Source organism: Nonomuraea thailandensis (genome assembly GCF_024172165.1).
Classification (GTDB): Bacteria; Actinomycetota; Actinomycetes; order Streptosporangiales; family Streptosporangiaceae; genus Nonomuraea; species Nonomuraea thailandensis.
This window is the reverse complement of the sequence record NZ_JAMZEB010000002.1, coordinates 9,033,196-9,052,591: the sequence shown is the minus strand read 5'-3', so window position 1 is coordinate 9,052,591 and position 19,396 is coordinate 9,033,196. Positions and strand designations below refer to the sequence as shown.

15 protein-coding genes are annotated in these 19,396 nt (G+C 70.7%); 6 read left to right on the top strand and 9 right to left on the bottom strand.

Annotated elements, in window-relative coordinates; all coding sequences use genetic code 11:
• The first annotated feature begins 59 nt into the window (after positions 1-59).
• Genes HD597_RS45315 through HD597_RS45305 form a run of 3 tightly spaced genes read left to right on the top strand, consistent with a single transcriptional unit; the run spans position 60 to position 3,536 of the window.
• Positions 60-1,502: a glycosyltransferase family 2 protein gene (locus tag HD597_RS45315; RefSeq protein ID WP_253752577.1), complete on the top strand. Its 1,443-nt coding sequence runs from the start codon at positions 60-62 to the stop codon at positions 1,500-1,502.
• A 48-nt stretch (positions 1,503-1,550) separates the two neighbouring features.
• On the top strand, positions 1,551-2,477 hold the full coding sequence (locus HD597_RS45310) for a CDP-alcohol phosphatidyltransferase family protein (protein WP_253752574.1): 927 nt from the start codon (positions 1,551-1,553) through the stop codon (positions 2,475-2,477).
• A gap of 21 nt (positions 2,478-2,498) precedes the next feature.
• Positions 2,499-3,536, top strand: a complete 1,038-nt coding sequence (locus HD597_RS45305; RefSeq protein ID WP_253752571.1) for a sulfotransferase family protein — start codon at positions 2,499-2,501, stop codon at positions 3,534-3,536.
• Positions 3,537-3,605: 69 nt separating this feature from the next.
• Here the strand turns inward: HD597_RS45305 and HD597_RS45300 are convergent, their stop codons facing one another.
• The 8 genes from HD597_RS45300 to HD597_RS45265 form a co-directional block, all read right to left on the bottom strand.
• The gene (locus tag HD597_RS45300) at positions 3,606-4,664 is read right to left on the bottom strand and encodes a glycosyltransferase (protein ID WP_253752568.1); all 1,059 of its coding nucleotides are present in this window, start codon (positions 4,662-4,664) and stop codon (positions 3,606-3,608) included.
• Positions 4,661-7,294, bottom strand: a complete 2,634-nt coding sequence (locus HD597_RS45295) for a CDP-glycerol:glycerophosphate glycerophosphotransferase (protein ID WP_253752565.1) — start codon at positions 7,292-7,294, stop codon at positions 4,661-4,663. Before HD597_RS45295 ends, HD597_RS45300 begins: the two co-directional genes overlap by 4 nt.
• Before the next feature lie 90 nt (positions 7,295-7,384).
• A complete protein-coding gene (locus HD597_RS45290) occupies positions 7,385-8,074 on the bottom strand; it encodes an SRPBCC family protein (RefSeq protein WP_253752562.1) in 690 nt (229 codons plus the stop codon).
• A 76-nt stretch (positions 8,075-8,150) separates the two neighbouring features.
• Positions 8,151-9,005 (bottom strand): FAD binding domain-containing protein, encoded by an 855-nt coding sequence (locus tag HD597_RS45285; RefSeq protein WP_253752558.1) that lies wholly within the window; start codon positions 9,003-9,005, stop codon positions 8,151-8,153.
• Complete coding sequence (locus HD597_RS45280; RefSeq protein WP_253752555.1) at positions 9,002-11,335, bottom strand: xanthine dehydrogenase family protein molybdopterin-binding subunit; 2,334 nt, start codon at positions 11,333-11,335, stop codon at positions 9,002-9,004. The genes HD597_RS45285 and HD597_RS45280 overlap by 4 nt, the downstream gene beginning before the upstream one ends.
• Positions 11,332-11,814 (bottom strand): (2Fe-2S)-binding protein, encoded by a 483-nt coding sequence (locus tag HD597_RS45275; protein WP_253752552.1) that lies wholly within the window; start codon positions 11,812-11,814, stop codon positions 11,332-11,334. Before HD597_RS45275 ends, HD597_RS45280 begins: the two co-directional genes overlap by 4 nt.
• 71 nt (positions 11,815-11,885) lie before the next feature.
• Positions 11,886-12,089 carry a hypothetical protein gene (locus HD597_RS45270; RefSeq protein ID WP_253752549.1) on the bottom strand — a complete coding sequence of 68 codons (204 nt, stop codon included), beginning with the start codon at positions 12,087-12,089 and terminating at the stop codon, positions 11,886-11,888.
• Positions 12,079-13,863, bottom strand: coding sequence for a PspC domain-containing protein (locus HD597_RS45265; protein WP_253752546.1), 1,785 nt, complete (start codon positions 13,861-13,863; stop codon positions 12,079-12,081). The genes HD597_RS45270 and HD597_RS45265 overlap by 11 nt, the downstream gene beginning before the upstream one ends.
• 114 nt (positions 13,864-13,977) lie before the next feature.
• On the opposite strand from HD597_RS45265, the gene HD597_RS45260 reads away from it, so the two are divergent.
• The 3 genes from HD597_RS45260 to HD597_RS45250 all read left to right on the top strand — a co-directional run bounded on the left by HD597_RS45260 (position 13,978) and on the right by HD597_RS45250 (position 17,032).
• Positions 13,978-15,186: an ATP-binding protein gene (locus HD597_RS45260; protein ID WP_253752543.1), complete on the top strand. Its 1,209-nt coding sequence runs from the start codon at positions 13,978-13,980 to the stop codon at positions 15,184-15,186.
• On the top strand, positions 15,183-15,815 hold the full coding sequence (locus HD597_RS45255; RefSeq protein ID WP_080043096.1) for a response regulator: 633 nt from the start codon (positions 15,183-15,185) through the stop codon (positions 15,813-15,815). Before HD597_RS45260 ends, HD597_RS45255 begins: the two co-directional genes overlap by 4 nt.
• 242 nt (positions 15,816-16,057) lie before the next feature.
• Positions 16,058-17,032, top strand: coding sequence for a L,D-transpeptidase (locus HD597_RS45250; RefSeq protein ID WP_253752540.1), 975 nt, complete (start codon positions 16,058-16,060; stop codon positions 17,030-17,032).
• Positions 17,033-17,087: 55 nt separating this feature from the next.
• Here HD597_RS45250 and pcrA read toward each other — a convergent pair whose 3' ends face one another.
• A complete protein-coding gene (gene pcrA, locus HD597_RS45245; RefSeq protein ID WP_253759746.1) occupies positions 17,088-19,319 on the bottom strand; it encodes a DNA helicase PcrA in 2,232 nt (743 codons plus the stop codon).
• Between the last annotated feature and the right edge of the window lie 77 nt (positions 19,320-19,396).

Here is a 19,396-nt window from a genome sequence, read left to right as displayed (position 1 = left end):
GGTCGGCCACCGAGGCATGCTGCCCTCGAACCGGTACCGAGCCAAGGAGCGAATCCGGCATGATCCCCCTGCTCAGCGTCATCGTCCCGATCTACAACGTGGAGCCGTACCTCGCCGAGTGCCTGAAGTCACTGGCCGCCCAGACCCTGGAGGACCTGGAGGTGGTGCTGGTGGACGACGGCTCCGTGGACGGCAGCCGGCGCATCGCCGAGGACTTCGTGGCCAGGGACGACCGCTTCGTGCTGATCGGCCAGCGCAACCTGGGGCCGGGGCCGGCCCGCAACCAGGGGATCAGGCAGGCGCGGGGCTCGTACCTGGCCTTCGCCGACGGTGACGACGTGGTGCCGCCCGAGGCGTACGAGCTGCTCGTCGGCAGGCTCTCCGAGACCGGCTCCGACCTGGCGTGCGGCGCGGTGCGGCGGCTGCTGGACGGCGAGCTGGAGGAGTCGATCCTGCACGAGAAGGTGTTCAGGCGCCCGCAGCTGTGCACGCACATCACCGACAAGCAGGTGCTGGTCAGGGACCGCACGGTGTGGAACAAGGTCTACCGGCGCGACTTCTGGGAGCGCGCCGGCCTGGCGTTCCCCTCGGGCATCTACGAGGACGTGCCGGTCGCCATGCAGGCCCACGTGCTCGCGACCAGCGTGGACATGGTGGGCGAGGTCGTCTACCACTGGCGCAAGCGCGAGGAGGGGGAGACCTCGATCACCCAGCGCCGCTCCGAGCTGCCCAACCTGGGCGAGCGGCTGGCGGCCATCCGCTCGGTGCGCGCCTTCCTGGACGACCGGGCGCCCGAGCTGCTCGACGGCTTCGACGCGCTCGTGCTGGAGAAGGACACCGTCTTCCTGTTCCAGGCGCTGGAGCACTGCGAGGGGGATCCGGGGCCGCTGCTGGAGCTGGCGCACGAGTGGCTGGCCGCGCTGGGGCCGCACGTGCTGGGCTCCGCGCCGTCGCTGCGCCGCCTGGAGCTGCACCTGCTCAGGCGCGGCCTGCTCGCGGAGCTGCGCACGGTGCGCGAGTTCCGGCGCGGGCGCGAGGACGTCACGCGCGTGGTGCCGCGCGGGATGCGCACCACCAACTGGTACGGCGACTACCCCTTCTTCCGCGACCGCCGCCTGCGCATCCCCGACGAGGTGTTCGACGCCCGCGAGGAGCTCAAGCTGATCGCCAGGGTCGAGTCGTGCGAGTGGACCGGCGCCGAGTACCGCCTGCGCGCGTACGTGGGCATCCACCGCGTCGATCGCAAGGTCCCCAAGGTCGGCCTGTGGCTCAGCGACGGCCGTCGCCGGGTCCCCCTGGAGACGCGGCGTCGCGGCCGCTACGGCGTCGTGGCCGCCGTCGATCCGCACCGGCTGGAGGGCGGCGGCCCCTGGAAGCTCCAGGTGCGGGCCGAGATGCGCGGGCTCGTCCTCAAGAACTGGTGCAGGGACGCCACGGGCGGCGCCGTGTGGCGGTTCTCCGTGCCGGGTTGGTCAAGAAGCGGCATGGACATCCCCCAGTAGTTCCAGACAGTAATCGTTCCGGCGCGTCGCGTGGTCATGCTGGGAGGCATGAGGACCTATTCGCTGGATGACGTCTACGAGACACGCAAGCGGAGAGACTCCTGGTGGACCGTGTATTTCGTGGACCCGGTCGCCTGCCGGGTCGCACTTCCCGTCGCCAACCGCACCCGGATGACACCCAACGGACTAACGGTGCTCTCACTGGTCCTCGGCATGGTGTCGGCCGCCTGTTTCGCGGCGAACCACCTCATAGCAGGCGCAGGCTTCTTCTATCTGAGCTTCATGATCGACTGCGTGGACGGCAAAATCGCCCGGCTCAAGGGCACCGGGACGCCGTTCGGTCTCTGGCTCGACTACGTGGGCGATCGCATCAGGGTGGTGCTGTGCGCGGGGGGCCTGGCCTACGGGCAGTACGCGCTGACCGGCGATGTGAGCTACGTCGTGCTCGGCGCGGCGGTGGCGGTCCTGGACCTGTTCAGGTACGTCAACGCGCCGCAGATGAAGCGCGTGCGCGAGGCGGTCAGGGAGGAGCGTCAGGAGCCGGATCTCCTGGCGGATGCGGATCCTCTCCTGGGCCCGGATCCTCTCCTGGGCCCGGATCCCCTTCTCGGCCCGGATCCCCTGCTTCACCCGGACCCTCTCACCGGGCCGGATCCCCTTCCCGGTCAGGAGTCCGAGCGGGCGGGGCTGGGGCGGACCTCCCGGCCGCGCGCCTTCTTCCGGCTCTTCAGGCGGCTCAACAGGTTCCTGGCCCGGCACCGCGTGCGATCGCACCTGGTGAGCGGCATCGAGTTCCACGCGGCGGTGTTCGTGATCGCGCCCATAGCGGGGGCATGGGCGCTGATCCCGCTCGCCGCGCTGTCGGGGCTCCTGCTGCTCGCCAACGAGGTCTTCCTTGTCTACCGGATGTGGCTCTTCACGCGCAGGCACGGCGCGGGCTCGCCTCAGGAGAGCCGAGAGCACGTTCTCGTCTAGATTTTCGGGGGTTAGTACGACATGTCCGACCGACCAGTCTTCGTCATCGGATGTCCGCGGTCCGGCACCACGATGCTCCAGCTCATGCTCCACTCGCACCCCCGTCTGGCGGTGCCTCCGGAGACGCGCTTCCTCGTTCCCGCTTATTACCGCCGCCGCACGTGGGGCGACCTCCGGGTCGCCCAGCGGCGCCGCGCCCTGGCGGAGTGGATCGCGACCGACCGCAGCACCAAGTTCCGCGAGCTCAAGATCGACAAGAACGAGTTCGTCCGGCAGTCCATCGAGGGCCCCGGCTCGCTCGGCTCGGTCATCGGCACCGCCTTCCGCATGTACGCCGACCGCTTCGACAAGGCCCGCTGGGGCGACAAGCGGCCCAGCTACGTCAAGCAGGTGGACCTCCTCCTGCGGCTCTTCCCCGACGCCCAGTTCATCCACCTCATCAGGGACGGCCGCGACTGCGTGGCCTCGCTGAAGGAGATGCCCTGGTACACCCTGGACTCCTTCCACGCCGTCTCCACCTGGGCGGAGGCCATCGACGCGGGCGGCAGGCTGAAGCGCACGCTGGCCTCGGACACCTACTACGAGCTGCGCTACGAGGACCTCACGGACGACCCGATGACCGAGCTGAAGAAGCTCTGCCACTTCCTGGAGGAGGACTTCTCGCCGGCCATGATCTCGCCGCGCGAGGCGGCCAGCGTGGCGGTGCCGCAGCACAAGGTCTGGCACAGCAACACGCACCGCGAGGTCACCCGCAGCCGTGTCGGGAGCTGGGCGAACCGGCTCGACGACTGGGAGATCGCGCTGTGCGAGCACATGCTGGGGGATCGGCTGGAGTCCATGGGCTACGAGCTGAGCGGGGTGCCCAAGCCGTCCAAGGAGCACGTGGTGGCGTGCCAGAAGACGATGCAGAAGCGCAAGGCGTCGCGCATGCGCAAGAGCATGCGTGACCGCTTCAACCGGCTCCGCGAGCCGAGCCCGGTCGCCGCGCTGCTCACCACCCGCCAGCGGTCGCTGGCCGGTGTCCCGCAGCAGCGCAGGGAGCTCACCGAACCCGTCTGACGGGCGGCGCTGGGAGTCGGCGCTCGACGTGCGCGAACAGCGGTCAGCGCTCGATGGCGCGAACAGCGGTCAGCGCTCGATGTGCGCGAACAGCGACTCCCAGCGGTCCAGCACGTGCCCCAGGCGGAAGGCCTCGACGCGGGCGCGGGCGTCGGCGCCCAGCCGGCGCCGCTCCTCCTCGTCGTCCACCAGCCGCCCCAGCTCCACCGCGAACGCGTCCACGTCCCCCGGCGGGACCAGCACGGGCCCCGCCGACCGCACGCCCCCCGACACGTCGAAGGCCACGGCGGGCACCCCGTGCGCCGCCGACTCCAGCAGCACCACGGGCAACCCCTCGTACTCGCTGGTCAGCCCCAGCACGGAGGCGCGGAGGTACTCGGCGGGCAGGTCGGCGGCCGGCACCCGCCCCCGGAACACCACCCGATCCGCCACCCCCTGCGAGCGGGCGTGCGCGCGCAGCCGTTCGAGCTCGCCGCCGTCCCCGATGAGGTGCAGCTCCCACGGCTCGGGCGCGCCCGACCGGGCGAACGCGGTGATCAGCCGGTCGAAGCGCTTGACGGCCTCCAGCCGCCCCACCCCCAGCACCCGGGGCGACTCCAGCACGGACATCTCCGCGGGCCAGGCGGCCAGCGGGTTCGGCAGCGCGCTGGCGTTGGGCAGCAGCGCGTGCTCCGAGAACAGCCGGGCGTCGTCCTCGCTCAGGAAGACCGCCTGGTCGAGGCCCGGGTAGTGGCGCCTGATCGAGGCCAGGTGCCAGCAGTCGCGAGCGTGGTCGTAGGACCCGTGGTACTGCCCGATCGGCCGCAGGGAGCCGGGCAGCAGCCGCGCGGCCCTGGCCACCACGGACGGCGAGGTCATGACCGCGTAGCCGGGCCCGATCTCCCCGAGCAGCGCCCTGAGCCGCCGGTCGGCCCGCCTGCGCGCCAGAGCGCCCGCCGCCGGCCGGCCGCCGACGACGTGGTGGTGGTAGAGCGGCCGGTCCACGTACCGGAACGGCGCGGCGGCCCGCTGCAGCCCGATCACGTGCACCTCGTGGCCGCGCCGCGCCAGCCCCTGGGCGAGGGTGTGGGTGACCTGCTGGACGCCGCCGAGCGTGTCGGCGTCCAGGCAGGTGAACACGACGGTCATCGCACGGCCTCCTCGAAGAAGTCGGAGACGATCCTGGCCGCCGCGTCCCCGTGCTCGTCGGCGCACCACAGGCGGTGGAAGGCCGCGTAGCGCTCGGCGTACGCCTCGTGCACGGCGGGCAGCGCGCGCAGCACCGCCACCAGGTCCTCGCTCGTGGTCAGGCACGGGCCCGGCGCGATGGCGGGCAGGTCGTGATAGACGCCGCGTTCGGAGAGCCGGTAGTCGTCCCAGTCGTCGATGAAGAAGATCATCGGCTTGCCCGTCAGGGCGTAGTCGCACATGACGGAGGAGTAGTCGGTCAGCAGCGCGTCCGAGGCCAGCATCAGCTCGTTGATGTCGGGGTAGGACCCGGCGTCGCGGACGAAGTGCCGCAGATGCTCGGGCGGGCTGTACCGCTCGACCGGATGCGTGCGCAGGACGACCACCCAGTCGTCGGCCAGCTCCTCGGCCAGCAGCTCCAGGTCCACCCGCACGGACCTGCCGCTGTGCTTCGCGCGGTCCCGGTAGGTGGGCGCGTAGAGCAGGACCTGGCGCCCGGGGGGCACCTCCAGCCGCCGCCGCACGTCGTCGGACGGCCGGGCCTGGACGAGCGCGTCGCACCGCGGCGTCCCGCACCGGTACACCTTGCCCGAGTACCCGTTCGACGGCAGGAACACCCGCGAGAACTCCTCGCTCGGCGACACCAGCGCGTCCCATCGCGCCACGGCGGCCCGCCATCGCGCGCGCGGCCCGTCGAAGTCGCCGCGCAGGTCCGGCGCGTCGAACCCGATCGACTTGATCCCCTGCCCGTGCCAGGTCTGCAGGTAGCGGGTGCCGCGCGGCTTGGGGTAGTCCAGCGGGAAGCCGTGGCTGTCGACCCAGATCCCGGCCCTGGCCATGGTGTAGACGTAGCGCCAGCTTCCCCGGCGCACGAGCCGGGCGTCGGCGGGGAAGTTCCCGCGCCCCCTGGCCACCGACCAGACGGCCTCGATGGGCAGGCCGCGCCGCCGGATCTCCTCGTAGATGGCGCGGGGGCTGCCGCTGTACCCCTTGCCCACGTCCGACTCGAACAGCGCCAGGTTCCGGCGCCTCGGCAGCACCCTGATCAGCACCTTGTACGCGCGCAGCTTGTTCGCCGGCGTGCTGACCCGCTTCATCAGCCGCCGCCTGACCCGCCGCCACAACACCCGGGGAGCGGGGTCGGGCCGCACGCACAGGTACGCGGCGTACCCCTCGGCCCTGAGCGTGCACCCGGGCAGCTCGATCGGCTCGGTGCGCGGGTCGGCGATGATCCGGTCGGTGGTGGTGTGCCCGTCGGAGGTCCTGGTGAAGCCGATGCGCGGCTCGCACCTGCCGCTGGGCGTGAACGTGACGTGGGTGACGTACCCGCCCTCGCCCGACGGCTCGGGCCTGATCGGCACGCGTTCCCTGCCGAGCAGCAGGAACGCCGTCCAGTCCACCGGCAGCGCGCCGAACGGGTCGTACGTGCGCACGGTCATCCGCACCCGCTCGCCGTCCGAGGACAGGGCGGCGACCTCGTGCCGCAGCCTGGAGGCGCTGAAGGGCAGCTCGGCCAGCCGCAGCGCGGTGATGTCCAGGCGGGGGGAGACCGCCGTGCCCCAGTACGTGCGCCCGTCGAGCTGCACCGCCGCCCGGGGCGCGGCCCGCGGCCCGGTCAGCGAGGCGGCCGCGACCCGCAGGTCCTCGGTCCGGTCGTCCAGGATGAGCTGGCAGCAGACCCGGTCCAGCGGGTCGACCCGCTCGAACACCTCGTCCGGGATCTCCTCCAGGTACGGCCGCACGATCGCGGCGAACTCCTTGACCCACACCGCGTCCCGCAGCGGCAGCGGGTTGAGGTAGACCCGCAGGTCCTGGCGGAGGAACCGGTACTGCCGGTGCGGCACCAGGTCCGCGGCCCCGTGCTCGCGCAGCAGGTCGTCGCTCAGGCGGGCCGCGATCATCCGCTGCCGCACGTTCGCCAGGTCGTCGATGCTCAGCGAGATGGAGTCGTTCGTGGGGGCCCGGTGCCAGTGGTAGACCGTCCACGGCACGATCGCGAACCTGCGCGCCACCGCGTACAGCTCGGCGGCGAAGACGTGGTCCTCGTAGTGGATGTCCTCGGGGAAGCGCAGCACGTGCTCGCGCAGGAAGTCCACGCTGTAGAGCTTGTTGGTGCTGAAGCAGTCGAGGAACAGCTCCGGCTCCTGCCTGATGCCCTCGACCACCCGCCGCCGCTCGAACAGCGACGGGTAGTACGGCCGCAGCCGCCCGCTCGGCTCGAACAGCCGGGAGATCTGCCCCGACACGAAGTCGGCCCCGGTCCGCTCGATCTCCGTGAGCAGGCTCTTGCACGCGTGCCTGGGCAGCTCGTCGTCGCTGTCCAGGAACATCACGTACGGCGAGGCGGCCGCGTCGATCCCGTCGTTGCGCGGCGCCCCGCAGCCGCCGCTGTTGACCGGCCTGCGCAGGTACCGCACGCGCGGATCGGCCCGCGCGAGCCGCCGTGCCACCTCCGGCGTGCCGTCCGTGCTGGCGTCGTCGGAGATGATCACCTCCAGGTCGCGCAGCGACTGCCGGAGCACGGAACGCACGGCCCTGGGCAGGCGGTCCGCGTCGTTGTAGGTGATGACGACAACGGTGCAGTCCGGCATCCGCAAGTCCTCCCCCTAGTTCCCCAGCGGGAGTGACACTTCCCCCAGAGCAGCGGAAGCGTCCGGACTTTAGGGAGTATTTGCTGAAAATCAGCGCATAAGCCGACGTATGACCCAAATAACGACAAATAGCAGCGCGAGGCCGCCCACGACGGGCGCCAGCCGCTTCAGCAGCGGCTGTCCGGCGATCTCCAGCAGGTCGAGCGCCTCCTCGTCGGGCGAGCGTGACGTGCGCAGCGTGCCCGCCGGCCTGGCGTCCTCCTGCTCCGGCACCGCGCTGAGATGCCGCTCCTCCTGCTCGTCCTGGGCGGGCGCCACCGGCTCGACCGTGGGCTCCGAGAGCAGGTCGGCCAGGTTCGCCGCGAACTTCTCGATGAGCCTGCCGCCGACCTCGGCCATCACGCCCCGGCCGAACTGGGCGGGCCTGCCGGTCACGTTGAACGACGTCTCCACCGTCACCAGCGTGGCGTCCTCGCGCGCCTCCATGCGCGCCCTGACCGTGGCGGAGGCCGTGCCGGAGCCCCGGGCCTCCTTGCCCGACGCCTGGATGGTGAGCGAGTAGGAGTCCTTGTCCACGTCCTCGAATCTGGCCGTGCCGCGATAGGTGACCGTGATCGGGCCGACCTTGACCTTCATCCTGCCGGTGAACTCGTCACCCTCGAAGATGTCCAGCGTCGCGCCGGGCAGGCACGGCGCGACCCGCTCGACGTCGAGCAACACGGCCCAGGCCTGCTCGATCGGTACGGGAACAGTGAACTCGTGCTCGAACCGCATCGCCATCGATCCGCTCCTTCTCCGATGCCAGTGACCCTACGACGGCACGGGGGCGCCCCGGAAGAGGCGCCCCCGACACAGATCAGGGCGATCCGGCCGCCGCCCGTACCGCGCGGTCGGTCAGCACCCTGGCCAGGTGCCGCCGGTAGTCGGGCTGGGCGTGCAGATCGGCCGGCGGCGAGGTGTCCGCCGCCGCCTCCGCGCACGCCCTGCGCACCTGGTCGCCCAGCTCCACACCCTCCAGAGCCGACTCGGTGGCACGCGCGCGCAGCGGCGTCGGGCCCATGTTCGTCAGCCCGATCCTGGCCTCGGAGATCGAGCCGTTCGAGCGCCTGACCGCCGCCGCCACGCCGACGATCGCCCACGCCTGCGCGGTCCGGTGGAACTTCTCGTAGTGGAAGCCCCAGCCCTCGCCCAGCTTCGGAATGCGCACCCCGGCCAGGATCTCGCCCTGCCGCAGCGACGACTCCAGGTAGTCGACGAAGAACTCCGCCGCCGGGATCTCCCGCTCGCCGTCCGCCGAGGCCGCCACGAACACCGCGTCCAGCGCCAGCACCACGGCCGGCAGGTCACCGGCCGGGTCCGCGTGCGCCAGCGAGCCGCCGAACGTGCCGCGGTGCCGGATCGCCGGATCGGCCACGTGCGCCGCCGCCAGCGCCACCAGCGGGCAGCCCGCCGTCACCACGGGCGAGCGCATGACCTCGTCGTGCGTGGTCATCGCGCCGATGTAGACGTGGTCGCCGCGGTCGTGCACGCCCTTCAGGTCGGCCAGCCGGCCGATGTCCACCAGCTTCGACGGGTAGGCCAGCCGCAGCCGCAGGAACGGCAGCAGCGACTGCCCGCCCGCCAGGACCTTGGCGTCCTCGTCGGAGCCGAGCTCCCGGCACGCCTCGGCCAGCGAGCCGGGCCGCACGTACTCGAACTGCGCGGGAATCATCGCCTGACTCCTTCCAGGGCACGCCAGACGCGCTCGGGCGTGCAGGGCATCCGGACGTCGGCCACGCCGCGCGGGCGCAGGGCGTCCACGATCGCGTTCACCACGGCGGGGGTCGAGGCGATCGTGCCCGCCTCGCCCACGCCCTTGACGCCCAGCGGGTTGCTGGTCGCCGGGGACTCGGTCCTGTCGAGGGCGAAGTCCGGCAGGTCGGCGGCCGAGGGGAGCAGGTAGTCGGCCATCGTGGCGGTCAGCAGGTTGCCGTCGGCGTCGTACACGGCCTCCTCGAACAACGCCTGCGCGATGCCCTGGGCGATGCCGCCGTGCAGCTGGCCGTCCACGATCAGCGGGTTGACGACCTTGCCGACGTCGTCCACCGCCACGTACGAGCGGATCTTCACCATGCCCGTCTCGGTGTCCACCTCCACGGCGCACAGGTGGGTGCCGTGCGGGAAGGAGAAGTTCTCCGGGTCGAACGTGACGTCGGAGTCCAGCCTAGCCTCCACCCCGTCGGGCAGGTCGTGCGCCGCGAACGCGGCCAGTGCCAGCTCCTGGATGGTCTTCTGCGAGCCGGTGCCCCGCACCGTGAACGCGCCCGCCTCGAACTCCAGGTCGTCCGGCGAGCATTCGAGCACGTGCGCGGCCAGCTTGCGGGCCTTGTCCGTGACCTTGTCGCACGCCTTGAGCACCGCGATGCCGCCGATCGTCAGCGAGCGCGAGCCGTAGGTGTCCAGGCCCTTGGGCGAGATCGCCGTGTCGCCGTGCAGCACCGTGACGTCCTCGAACGGCACGCCGAGCGCGTCGGCCACGATCTGGCTCCACGCCGTCACGTGGCCCTGCCCGTGCGGCGAGCTGCCGGTGACGACCTCCACCTTGCCGGTGGGCAGCACCCGCACCGAGCCGTGCTCCCAGCCGCCCGCTCCCGCGTTGTTCTCGCCGAACCACCGGGACGGGCCCAGCCCGCACATCTCCGTGTACGTGCTGACACCGATCCCGAGCTGGACGGGGTCGCCCCTGTCACGCCGGTCGTTCTGTTCCGCGCGCAGCTTGTCGTAGCCGAACAGGGCCGTCGCCCGGTCCGTCGCCGCCTCGTAGTTGCCCGAGTCGTAGGTCAGGCCCGAGATCGTCGTGTAGGGGAACTCCTCGTGCTTGATCCAGTTGCGCCGCCGCACCTCCAGCGGGTCCATCCGCAGCTCGGCGGCCAGCTCGTCCATCATGCGCTCGATGCCGAACGTGGCCTCGGGGCGTCCCGCGCCGCGGTAGGCGTCCGTCGGCATCTTCGTGGTGAACACGCCCGTGCAGGCGAACTCGTAGGCGTCCATCTTGTAGATGGCGTTGAACATCTGCGCCCCGAGCAGCGGGACCGCCGGCGTCAGCAGCACCAGGTAGGCGCCCATGTCGGCCAGCAGCTCCACCTGGAGGCCGCGGATGCGCCCGTCGGCGTCGGCCGCCAGCCGCAGATGCTGGATCTGGTCACGGCCGTGGTGCACCGTCAGGTTGCCCTCGGAGCGCGACTCCGTCCACTTCACCGGCCTGCCCAGCTTGCGCGCCAGCAGCAGGCACAGCACCTCCTCTGCGGTGACCTGCAGCTTCGAGCCGAAACCGCCGCCCACGTCGGGCGCCACCACGCGGAGCTTGTGCTCGGCCACGCCGGTCACCAGCGCCAGCATGGTGCGCAGGATGTGGGGGATCTGGGTGGACGTCCACATCGTGAACGAGTCGCCGTCGGTGTCGCACAACACCGCCCGCGGCTCCATCGCGCTCGGGATCAGCCGTTGCTGCACGAACGTGCGGTCGATCACCACGGGGGCGTCCCTGAACGCGGCCTCCAGGTCACCCGAGGTCTCCCTGAAGGTGAAGGCCTGGTTGCCCGTCTCGTGCACCTTGGCGGCGGAGTCGCCGAGCGCCTCGTTCATGTCGAGGACCGCGGGAAGCTGCTCGTAGTCGACCTCGATCGCCTCCAGGGCGTCCGCGGCGCGGTACCGGTCGGTGGCCACCACGCAGGCCACCGCCTCGCCGACGTAACGCACCTGCGAGACCGCCATCGGCGGGTGGTCGGGGACGACCGTGTCGCCGCTGCGCGGCCACGCGCACGGCAGGCTGCCCTGCTCGGCCTCGAAGTCCTGGCCGCTGAAGGCCGCCACGACCCCCGGCAGGCCGCGTGCCCCCGACACGTCGACCCTGGTGATCCTCGCGTGCGCCATCGGGCTGCGCAGGAACATCACGTGCAGCGTGCCCGGCCGCGAGAGGTTGTCCGTCCACTGCGTGCGCCCCGTCAGCAGCCTGGCGTCCTCTTTCCGCTTGCGCGGCCGTCCTACCTCCTGCGTGGTCATGGCGTGCGCACCGCCTGACCCATCTCCTGCGCGCCCCTGCGTACCGCGCGCACGATGTTGCAGTATCCGGTGCAGCGGCAGAGGTTGCCCTCCAGCCCCTGCCTGATCGTCTCCTCGGACGGATCCGGATCTTCCCTGAGCAGGTCTATCGCTGCCATGACCATGCCGGGCGTGCAGTAGCCGCACTGCAGCGCGTGCTCTTCGTGGAAGGCCTGCTGCATCGGATGCAGGGCGCCGTTGGCGCCCAGGCCCTCGATGGTGACGACGTCGCAGCCGTCGGCCTGGACGGCGAGCACCGAGCAGCTCTTGACGCTCTTGCCGTCGAGCATGACCGTGCAGGCGCCGCAGTTGCTGGTGTCGCAGCCCACGGGGGTGCCGGTCTTGCCCAGGCGTTCTCGTAGCAGGTGAACGAGCAGGAGCCGCGGCTCGACGTCCTCCTCGTAGTGGATACCGTCGACAGTGACGGAGATTCGGGGCATACGTCCTCCCTCAGGAGCAGGGGGAAAGGCGGACACTCCGAACCTACGCCGGTGTTTTTCCCGGTCAAGGGTTACTTACCGCGGACCACCCGCGCGACGATCGCCACCAGCCCTGCGAAGGCCAGTCCCAGCACCATCACCCCGACCAGGACCAGCGGATCCCTGATCGCGCGTGTCACCACCAGAATGCCCAGAACGACGAAGAGCACGCCGCTCAGCAGGGCCATCCAGTCCGTCCGGTGCAGGCGACGGGGCCGCTCGACGTCACGCGGCACGCCGCACCTCCATGTCGCCGAGGCCGCCCCTGAGGTTGAGCACGATGGTGGCGGCCTTGCCCTTCGGCTTCACCTCCGGCTCCAGAACCTTGTCCGTACGCACGTCCACGCCGCCCCGCAGGGACTGGTCGATCACGATGTCGCCGATCTTGTTGCTCGCGTGCACCTCGACCCTCGCCGTCGGCGGCACGATCACCACCAGCTCGCCGGCCGAGATCGCGGCGTTGACCGTCACGTTCGCGCCCGGTGGCAGCTCCAGCTCCGACAAATCCAGCGTGCCGTCGCCCACTCCCACGTCGAAGACCCGGCTCACCTCCGCGAGGCTGGTCGGGGTCCATTCCGCCGTGCCGATGTTCCTCGGCACGCCGCCGAGCATCAAGCCCATGCCCACGATCAGCGTCACCGCCGTGCCCGCGGCCACCAGCCCCGCGCCGCGGCCCCACCAGGCGGCCACCAGCAGGCCGGCGCCGATCGTGATGAGCATGGCGCCGCCGACGATGGTCGGGCTCACTCCCGCCGCAGACCTTGCTTGGACGGCCACGACGATCCCTCCGGTGATCAATGTCAGCAGGATGGTGATGAGGCCGATGAACGACCTCGGCCGCCGCCGCTTCCGGACGGGACGGACGTACATGCTCGGGTCGTACGGCGAGTAGCCGCCCGGCCTCCTGGCCGGGTCGAGCGGCCGGTAGGGGCCGTTCGGGGCGAACGGCTCGCCGTAGCTGCCGTAGTCGACGGTGGTGGGAGGGGCGGGGCGGTAGGTCGAGGCGGAGGGCACCTGGTGTTCCGCGGTGATCGCGTACGGGGAGACCGGCTCCTCGTCCCGCCGCTCCCGCCCTGCCGCTTCGGCGGCCGGCGGTGAGGTCGGCGCGTCCTGATCCGGTACGCCCTGGGCCGGTACGTCCTGGTCCGGCGCGTCCTGGGCCGGTGTGCCCTGCTCGGCCGGTACCTCCTGCTGGTCGGGGCGCCTCGCCTCGCCTACCGGCGTCACCGGCTCCCCGGCCGCGACCGCGTCAGGCACCGGCGCGGCGTGCGCGGCTTCTGCGGCCTGCGCGGCTTCTGCGGCCTGCGCGGCTTCTGCGGCCTGCGCTGCCTGGCCGGCAGGTGCGGCCTGCGCGGGCGACGGCGCCTCGGCCCTGGGCACGAAGGCGGTCGGCGGCGACTCGGGTGCGGCCGGCGCCCGCGGCGGCTCGGGCGGCGCCTGTGGAGGCTCGGGGGGTGCCTGCGGCGGCTCGGGTGCGGCCGGTGCCTCGGGCTGCTTGGGGGCGCGTACGGGCGGGGCGGCGCTCTCGTACGAGGCCGCGGGCCGCTCCGCGCCCGGCCGCCGGCTCAGCCGCTCGGGCATCGACCGGGCCAGCCCCCGCAGGTCCACCCCGCTGGAGTGCGCGGCCAGCAGCGACACGGCCAGGAACACCCCCACCACCAGCGTGCCCGTGTCCAGCCACACCGTCGCCAGGTTGATCGCCAGCCCGAACCCCAGCACCGCCGTCAGCAGCGCCATCACGGTCTCGGCGTCGAAGTCGCGCCGTGTCCACTGCTCGATGATCCCCGGCCGCCCGTTCGGCTCCTTCATCAGCAGGAACGCCGCGATGTAGAGGAACAGACCGATGCCGGAGCCGAGCAGGAGCACCGTGAAGCCCGCGCGGAACACCACGGGGTCGATGCCGGTGTGCCGCCCGAGGCCCGCGCACACTCCCATGAGGAAGCGCCCCTCGCTGCTGCGTCGCAGCTCCCGGGGAGGAGAGGCCGGCTGCCTGGGCGGAGCTTCTGTCATGCCTACCATCGTGGACCTACGCGTACGGTGCTCGCATCCGGGACACCCCTGAGCCGACCCGGGGGTTGTTCCCTGATGCCCGTATGGCCCCCGACATGTGACTATGGCCATGTTATGGCTGACCAGAAGACACTCGCCGAGCAGAGCGGCGACAAGCCCTACCGCCGGATGATGCGCCCCATGGAGGGGCGCCTGCTCGGCGGCGTCGCCCAGGGGCTGGCGGCGCAGCTCAAGCTTGATCCGGTGGTGATCAGGCTCATGTTCGTGCTGCTCACCGTCGTCCAGGGGGCCGGGGCGGTGGCGTACGCGGTGTTGTGGATGGTGACGCCGCGCCAGCCGTACCAGGGGCAGGCACCGCAGCGCGACTGGAGCCAGCTCGCCGCGTTCAGCGCGATCGGGGCGGCGCTGTTCTCGTTCGGCTGGCTGACCGGGGCCAACCAGGGCGGCATCGGCATGCTGCCGTTCGCGGTGGGCGGGATCGGCGCGCTGATCCTGTGGCAGCAGGCCGATCCGGAGCGCCGCAGCAGCTGGGTGAGCGGCGCCTCGCGCAGCATCAGCAAGAATCGCGTGCGCACGCTGCTCGGCATCATCCTGGTCGTGGTCGGCGCGACCGGCTTCCTGGCCGCGGAGGGCGAGCTGCCTCAGGTCAGGGACAGCCTGCTGTTCACGGTCGTGGTGGTCGGCGGCCTGCTGGTCATCGCCGCGCCCTGGCTGGCCGGCCTGTGGAAAGAGCTGCAACTGGAGCGGCGCGAGCGCATCAGGCAGGAGGAGCGGGCCGAGGTGGCCGCCATGGTGCACGACTCGGTGCTGCACACGCTCACCCTGATCCAGCGCGTCGCGCACGACCCGCGCGAGGTCTCCCGCCTGGCCCGCTCCCAGGAACGCGAGCTGCGCAACTGGCTCTACCAGCCGAAGCAGGACGCCGACGCCACGGTGGCGGCCGCCGTGCGCAGGATCGCGGCCGAGGAGGAGGATGCGCACGGGGTGCCCATCGAGGTCGTCTGCGTCGGCGACATCGCGCTCGACCCGTCCGGCAAGCTGGCGGCGATGCTGAAGGCGTCCCGGCAGGCGATGGTCAACGCCGCCAAATACTCTGAGAGCCCGTCCATTTCCGTCTACGCGGAAGTAGAGGGTGAAGAGGTCACGATTTTCGTGAAGGATCGGGGCAAGGGGTTCGACCTCGAGGCGGTGCCGCTCGACAGGATGGGGATCAGGGAGTCCATCATCGGGAGAATGGAACGTCACGGAGGTTCGGCCCGGGTGCGTACCGAGCCCGGCGAGGGCACGGAAGTGATGTTGACGATGAAGGTGGAGAAGGCATGACGCGCGTACTGATCGTCGATGACCACCGGTTGTTCCGATCGGGCGTGCGCGCCGAGCTGGGCGACTCGATCGAGGTCGTCGGCGAGGCCGAGGACGTGGAGACGGCCGTCCAGGCGATCGCCGCGCACCAGCCCGACGTGGTCCTGCTCGACGTGCACATGCCCGGTGGCGGCGGCCAGGAGGTGCTGCGCCGGGTGCTGGGCTCCGGCTCGCAGGTGCGGTTCCTGGCGCTGTCGGTCTCCGACGCGGCCGAGGACGTCATCGGCGTGATCAGGGGCGGGGCCCGCGGCTACGTGACCAAGAACATCAGCGGCAAGGAGCTGACCGACGCCATCAACCGGGTGGCCGAGGGCGACGCGGTGTTCTCGCCGCGGCTGGCGGGCTTCGTGCTGGACGCGTTCGCCTCGTCGGAGGCGCCGTCGATCGACCCCGAGCTCGACTCGCTGACGCAGCGGGAGCGCGAGGTGCTGCGGCTGATCGCGCGGGGGTACGCGTACAAGGAGATCGCCAAGGAGCTGTTCATCTCCGTCAAGACGGTGGAGACGCACGTCTCGTCGGTGCTGCGCAAGCTGCAGCTCTCCAACCGCCACGAGCTGTCCCGCTGGGCCACCGCGCGCCGGCTCGTCTGACCCTTACGTGCTTGATCTTCTACGCGCTGCCGTGGCTCGCCGCCCGCCGCACTCCGGCTGACGGCCCTCCAGGGAAACGGCCTCTGACCCTTCAGCGGTGACCCGCCGTTACGCGAGCCCAAGTTGGCCGATTACGCGGCTTTGGACCGTTACAGGATAGTTATCCCTATTACGCGCACGAATCAGTGCTCACAGTTGTCACACAAGGAGGTAGTCGAAGCACAAGTCCAGGAGTAACCCCTTTGAAGCGCGTCACCCGGATGCTTCCGGCACTGGTCGCACTGGTCGCCGCGACAGCGTGCGCGGCGGAGAGCGCCCCCGTCCCGCGGCCCCACGCGAGCATCGTCCAGGCCGCCGCAGTGGCCCCCACGCCGTCCCCCACTCCGACCTCGACTTCCTCCGGGAAGAAGATCAAGGTCGGCATCGCGGACATCACCCCGATGGGGGAGAAGACCGAGAAGGTGGGCGTCGGGTTTCCGATCATCGTCACGTTCGACCGGGACGTGAAGGACAAGGCGGCCGTCGAGGCGGTGCTGAGCGTCGAGTCCGAGGAGGCGCACGAGGGCGCGTGGCGCTGGGTGTCCGCCCGCAAGGTGATCTACCGGACGAAGACGTACTGGAAGCCGTACCAGAAGGTGCTCTTCACCGCGCGGCTGTCGGAGCTGCCCGGCAACACCGGCGCCAAGAACGTCTCCCGCAGGTTCGCCGTCGGCTCGAAGAACATCTCCGTGGTCGACACCCGCAAGCACACGATGAAGGTGTACAGGAACGGGAAGCTGGCCAAGAAGATCCCGATCAGCGCCGGCAAGGGCGGTCTCATCAGGAACGGCGTGGACGTCTACCTGACCACCAGCGGCGTGCACCTGACCATGGGCAAGAAGGCCGTGGAGACCATGACCTCCTCCTGGATGGGCGTGACGGATCCGAAGGACCCGCGCTACTACAAGGAGGAGATCCCGTGGGCGGTGCGCATCTCCGACAGCGGTGAGTACGTCCACCAGAGCGCCGGCTACTACCAGTACCTCGGCCGCTCCAACCAGAGCCACGGCTGTGTCCGCGCCACCCCCGCCGGGGCCAAGTGGTTCTACACGATCGCCCAGCGCGGCGACGTCGTGAAGATCACCGGCACCAAGCGCAAGCTCCAGTGGAACAACGGCTGGAGCTACTGGCAGCTCAGCTACAGCCAGTGGAAGAGGGGCAGCGCGCTGAAGGGCTGACGAAGCAGGCGACGATCGGGGGCCGCTCACCCGCGTGAGCGGCCCTCGGGCTGTCTCAGAGCTTCTCCAGCGGCGCGTACGCCAGCAGCAGCGTCTTCTCCCCGCCACTGCCGAAGTCGATCTTGACCTTGGTCTTCTCCGCGACCCCGTCCACGGACACCACCGTGCCCAGCCCGAACGCGTCGTGCGAGACCCGGTCGCCGGGCGACAGCGAGGGCACCTTGCGCCCGCCGCCCGAGGAGCTCTTGGCCGGAGCGGCGGGACGGGCGGGCTCGCGCCGCGTGGCCGCGTTCCAGGCCGACTTCTCCGGGTCGGTGCGCCAGTCCATGAGCTGGCCGGGCACCTCGTTCACGAACCGGGAGGCCGGGTTGAACGACGGCGCGCCCCAGGAACTGCGCACGGCGGCCCGCGTGAGGTAGAGCCGCTGCTGCGCCCTGGTGATGCCGACGTAGGCCAGCCGCCGCTCCTCCTCCAGCTCCTTCGGCTCGCCCAGCGAGCGGACGTGCGGGAACACGCCGTCCTCCATGGCCGTCAGGAACACGACCGGGAACTCCAGCCCCTTGGCGGTGTGCAGGGTCATCAGCGTGACGACCCCCTGCCCGCCGTCGGCGTCGGGGATCTGGTCGGCGTCGGCCACCAGCGACACCTGCTCCAGGAACTCCACCAGCGTGCCCTCCGGATTGGCCTCCTCGAACTCGGAGGCCACGGAGACGAGCTCGTTGAGGTTCTCCAGGCGGGACTCGTCCTGCGGATCCTCCGACGCCTCCAGCTCGGCGCGGTAGCCGGTGGCCACCAGCACCTCCTCCGCCAGCGCCGACGGCGGCACGCCCGCGCCCTTGGCGATCAGCTCCTCGATCAGCGCGACGAACTCCTTGACCGCGTTGAGCGAGCGCGTGGCCATGCCGTACGCCTCGTCGGCCCGGCGCAGCGCGTCCCAGAACGTGATGCCCTCGCGCGAGGACAGCGCCTCGATCATGGCCTCGGCGCGGTCGCCGATGCCGCGCTTGGGCACGTTCAGGATGCGCCGCAGCGACACCACGTCGGCGGGGTTGGCCAGCACCCGCAGGTAGGCCAGCAGGTCCTTGACCTCCTTGCGCTCGTAGAAGCGCACGCCCCCGACCACCTTGTACGGCAGCCCGGTGCGGATGAAGATCTCCTCGAACACGCGGGAGGCGGCGTTGGTGCGGTAGAAGACCGCGACGTCGCCCGGCTTGACGCCCTCCTCGTCGCTGAGCCGGTCGACCTCCTGGGCCACGAACATGGCCTCGTCGTGCTCGTTGTCGGCGACATACCCCACGATCTTGGGGCCGTCGCCCTGGTCGGACCAGAGGTTCTTCGGCTTGCGCGACTCGTTGCGCGCGATCACGGCGTTGGCGGCGGCCAGGATGTTCTGAGTGGAGCGGTAGTTCTGCTCCAGCAGGATCGTGCGGGCGTCGGGGTAGTCGCGCTCGAACTCCAGGATGTTGCGGATCGTCGCGCCGCGGAAGGCGTAGATGGACTGGTCGGCGTCGCCCACCACGCACAACTCCGACATGTCGGCACCCGAGCGCACCAGCTCGCCGTCGTTCGTGCGCAGCTCGGGATGCCCGACCAGCTCCCTGATCAGGATGTACTGGGCGTGGTTGGTGTCCTGGTACTCGTCGACCAGCACGTGCCTGAACCGCATCCGGTAGTGCTCGGCCACGTCGGGGAAGAGCTGGAACAACGTCACCGTGTTCATGATGATGTCGTCGAAGTCCATCGCGCCGGCCTCGGTCAGCTTGAGCTGGTAGGCCTTGTACGCCTGCGCGAGCGTCTTCTCCAGGTGCGAGCCGGCCCGATCGATCGCCGTCTCGTAGTCGATCAGCTCGTTCTTGAAGTTGCTGACCTGCGCCGAGAACGAGCGCGGCGGGTAACGCTTCGGGTCGAGCTCCATCTCCCGGCAGACCATGGCCATCAGCCGCTGCGAGTCGGCCTGGTCGTAGATCGAGAAGCTGGACGGGAAGCCCAGCCGCTTGGCCTCGCGCCGCAGGATGCGCATGCAGGCGCTGTGGAACGTCATCACCCACATCGCCTTGGAGCGCGGCCCGACGAGCTTGTCGATGCGCTCCTTCATCTCCCTGGCGGCCTTGTTGGTGAAGGTGATCGCCAGGATCTCGCCCGGATGCGCCTCGCGCTCGGCCAGCAGGTAGGCGATGCGGTGCGTGAGCACCCGCGTCTTGCCCGACCCTGCTCCGGCCACGATGAGCAGCGGACTGCCATGATGGATCACGGCCTCGCGCTGCTGCGGGTTGAGGCCATCGAGCAAGGGGTGGTCAACAGAGACTTGGGTCGGCACCCACCTAGGTTAAGACGCTCCACCGACAATCGGCGCCCGGAATGCCG

What these genes read in the sequence shown, in the direction of transcription:
- HD597_RS45315 (WP_253752577.1), top strand. Translation starts at nt 60, where the DNA reads ATGATCCCCCTGCTCAGCGTCATCGTCCCGATCTACAACGTGGAGCCG.
- HD597_RS45310 (WP_253752574.1), top strand. Translation starts at nt 1,551, where the DNA reads ATGAGGACCTATTCGCTGGATGACGTCTACGAGACACGCAAGCGGAGA.
- HD597_RS45305 (WP_253752571.1), top strand. Translation starts at nt 2,499, where the DNA reads ATGTCCGACCGACCAGTCTTCGTCATCGGATGTCCGCGGTCCGGCACC.
- HD597_RS45300 (WP_253752568.1), bottom strand. Translation starts at nt 4,664, where the DNA reads ATGACCGTCGTGTTCACCTGCCTGGACGCCGACACGCTCGGCGGCGTC.
- HD597_RS45295 (WP_253752565.1), bottom strand. Translation starts at nt 7,294, where the DNA reads ATGCCGGACTGCACCGTTGTCGTCATCACCTACAACGACGCGGACCGC.
- HD597_RS45290 (WP_253752562.1), bottom strand. Translation starts at nt 8,074, where the DNA reads ATGGCGATGCGGTTCGAGCACGAGTTCACTGTTCCCGTACCGATCGAG.
- HD597_RS45285 (WP_253752558.1), bottom strand. Translation starts at nt 9,005, where the DNA reads ATGATTCCCGCGCAGTTCGAGTACGTGCGGCCCGGCTCGCTGGCCGAG.
- HD597_RS45280 (WP_253752555.1), bottom strand. Translation starts at nt 11,335, where the DNA reads ATGACCACGCAGGAGGTAGGACGGCCGCGCAAGCGGAAAGAGGACGCC.
- HD597_RS45275 (WP_253752552.1), bottom strand. Translation starts at nt 11,814, where the DNA reads ATGCCCCGAATCTCCGTCACTGTCGACGGTATCCACTACGAGGAGGAC.
- HD597_RS45265 (WP_253752546.1), bottom strand. Translation starts at nt 13,863, where the DNA reads ATGACAGAAGCTCCGCCCAGGCAGCCGGCCTCTCCTCCCCGGGAGCTG.
- HD597_RS45260 (WP_253752543.1), top strand. Translation starts at nt 13,978, where the DNA reads ATGGCTGACCAGAAGACACTCGCCGAGCAGAGCGGCGACAAGCCCTAC.
- HD597_RS45255 (WP_080043096.1), top strand. Translation starts at nt 15,183, where the DNA reads ATGACGCGCGTACTGATCGTCGATGACCACCGGTTGTTCCGATCGGGC.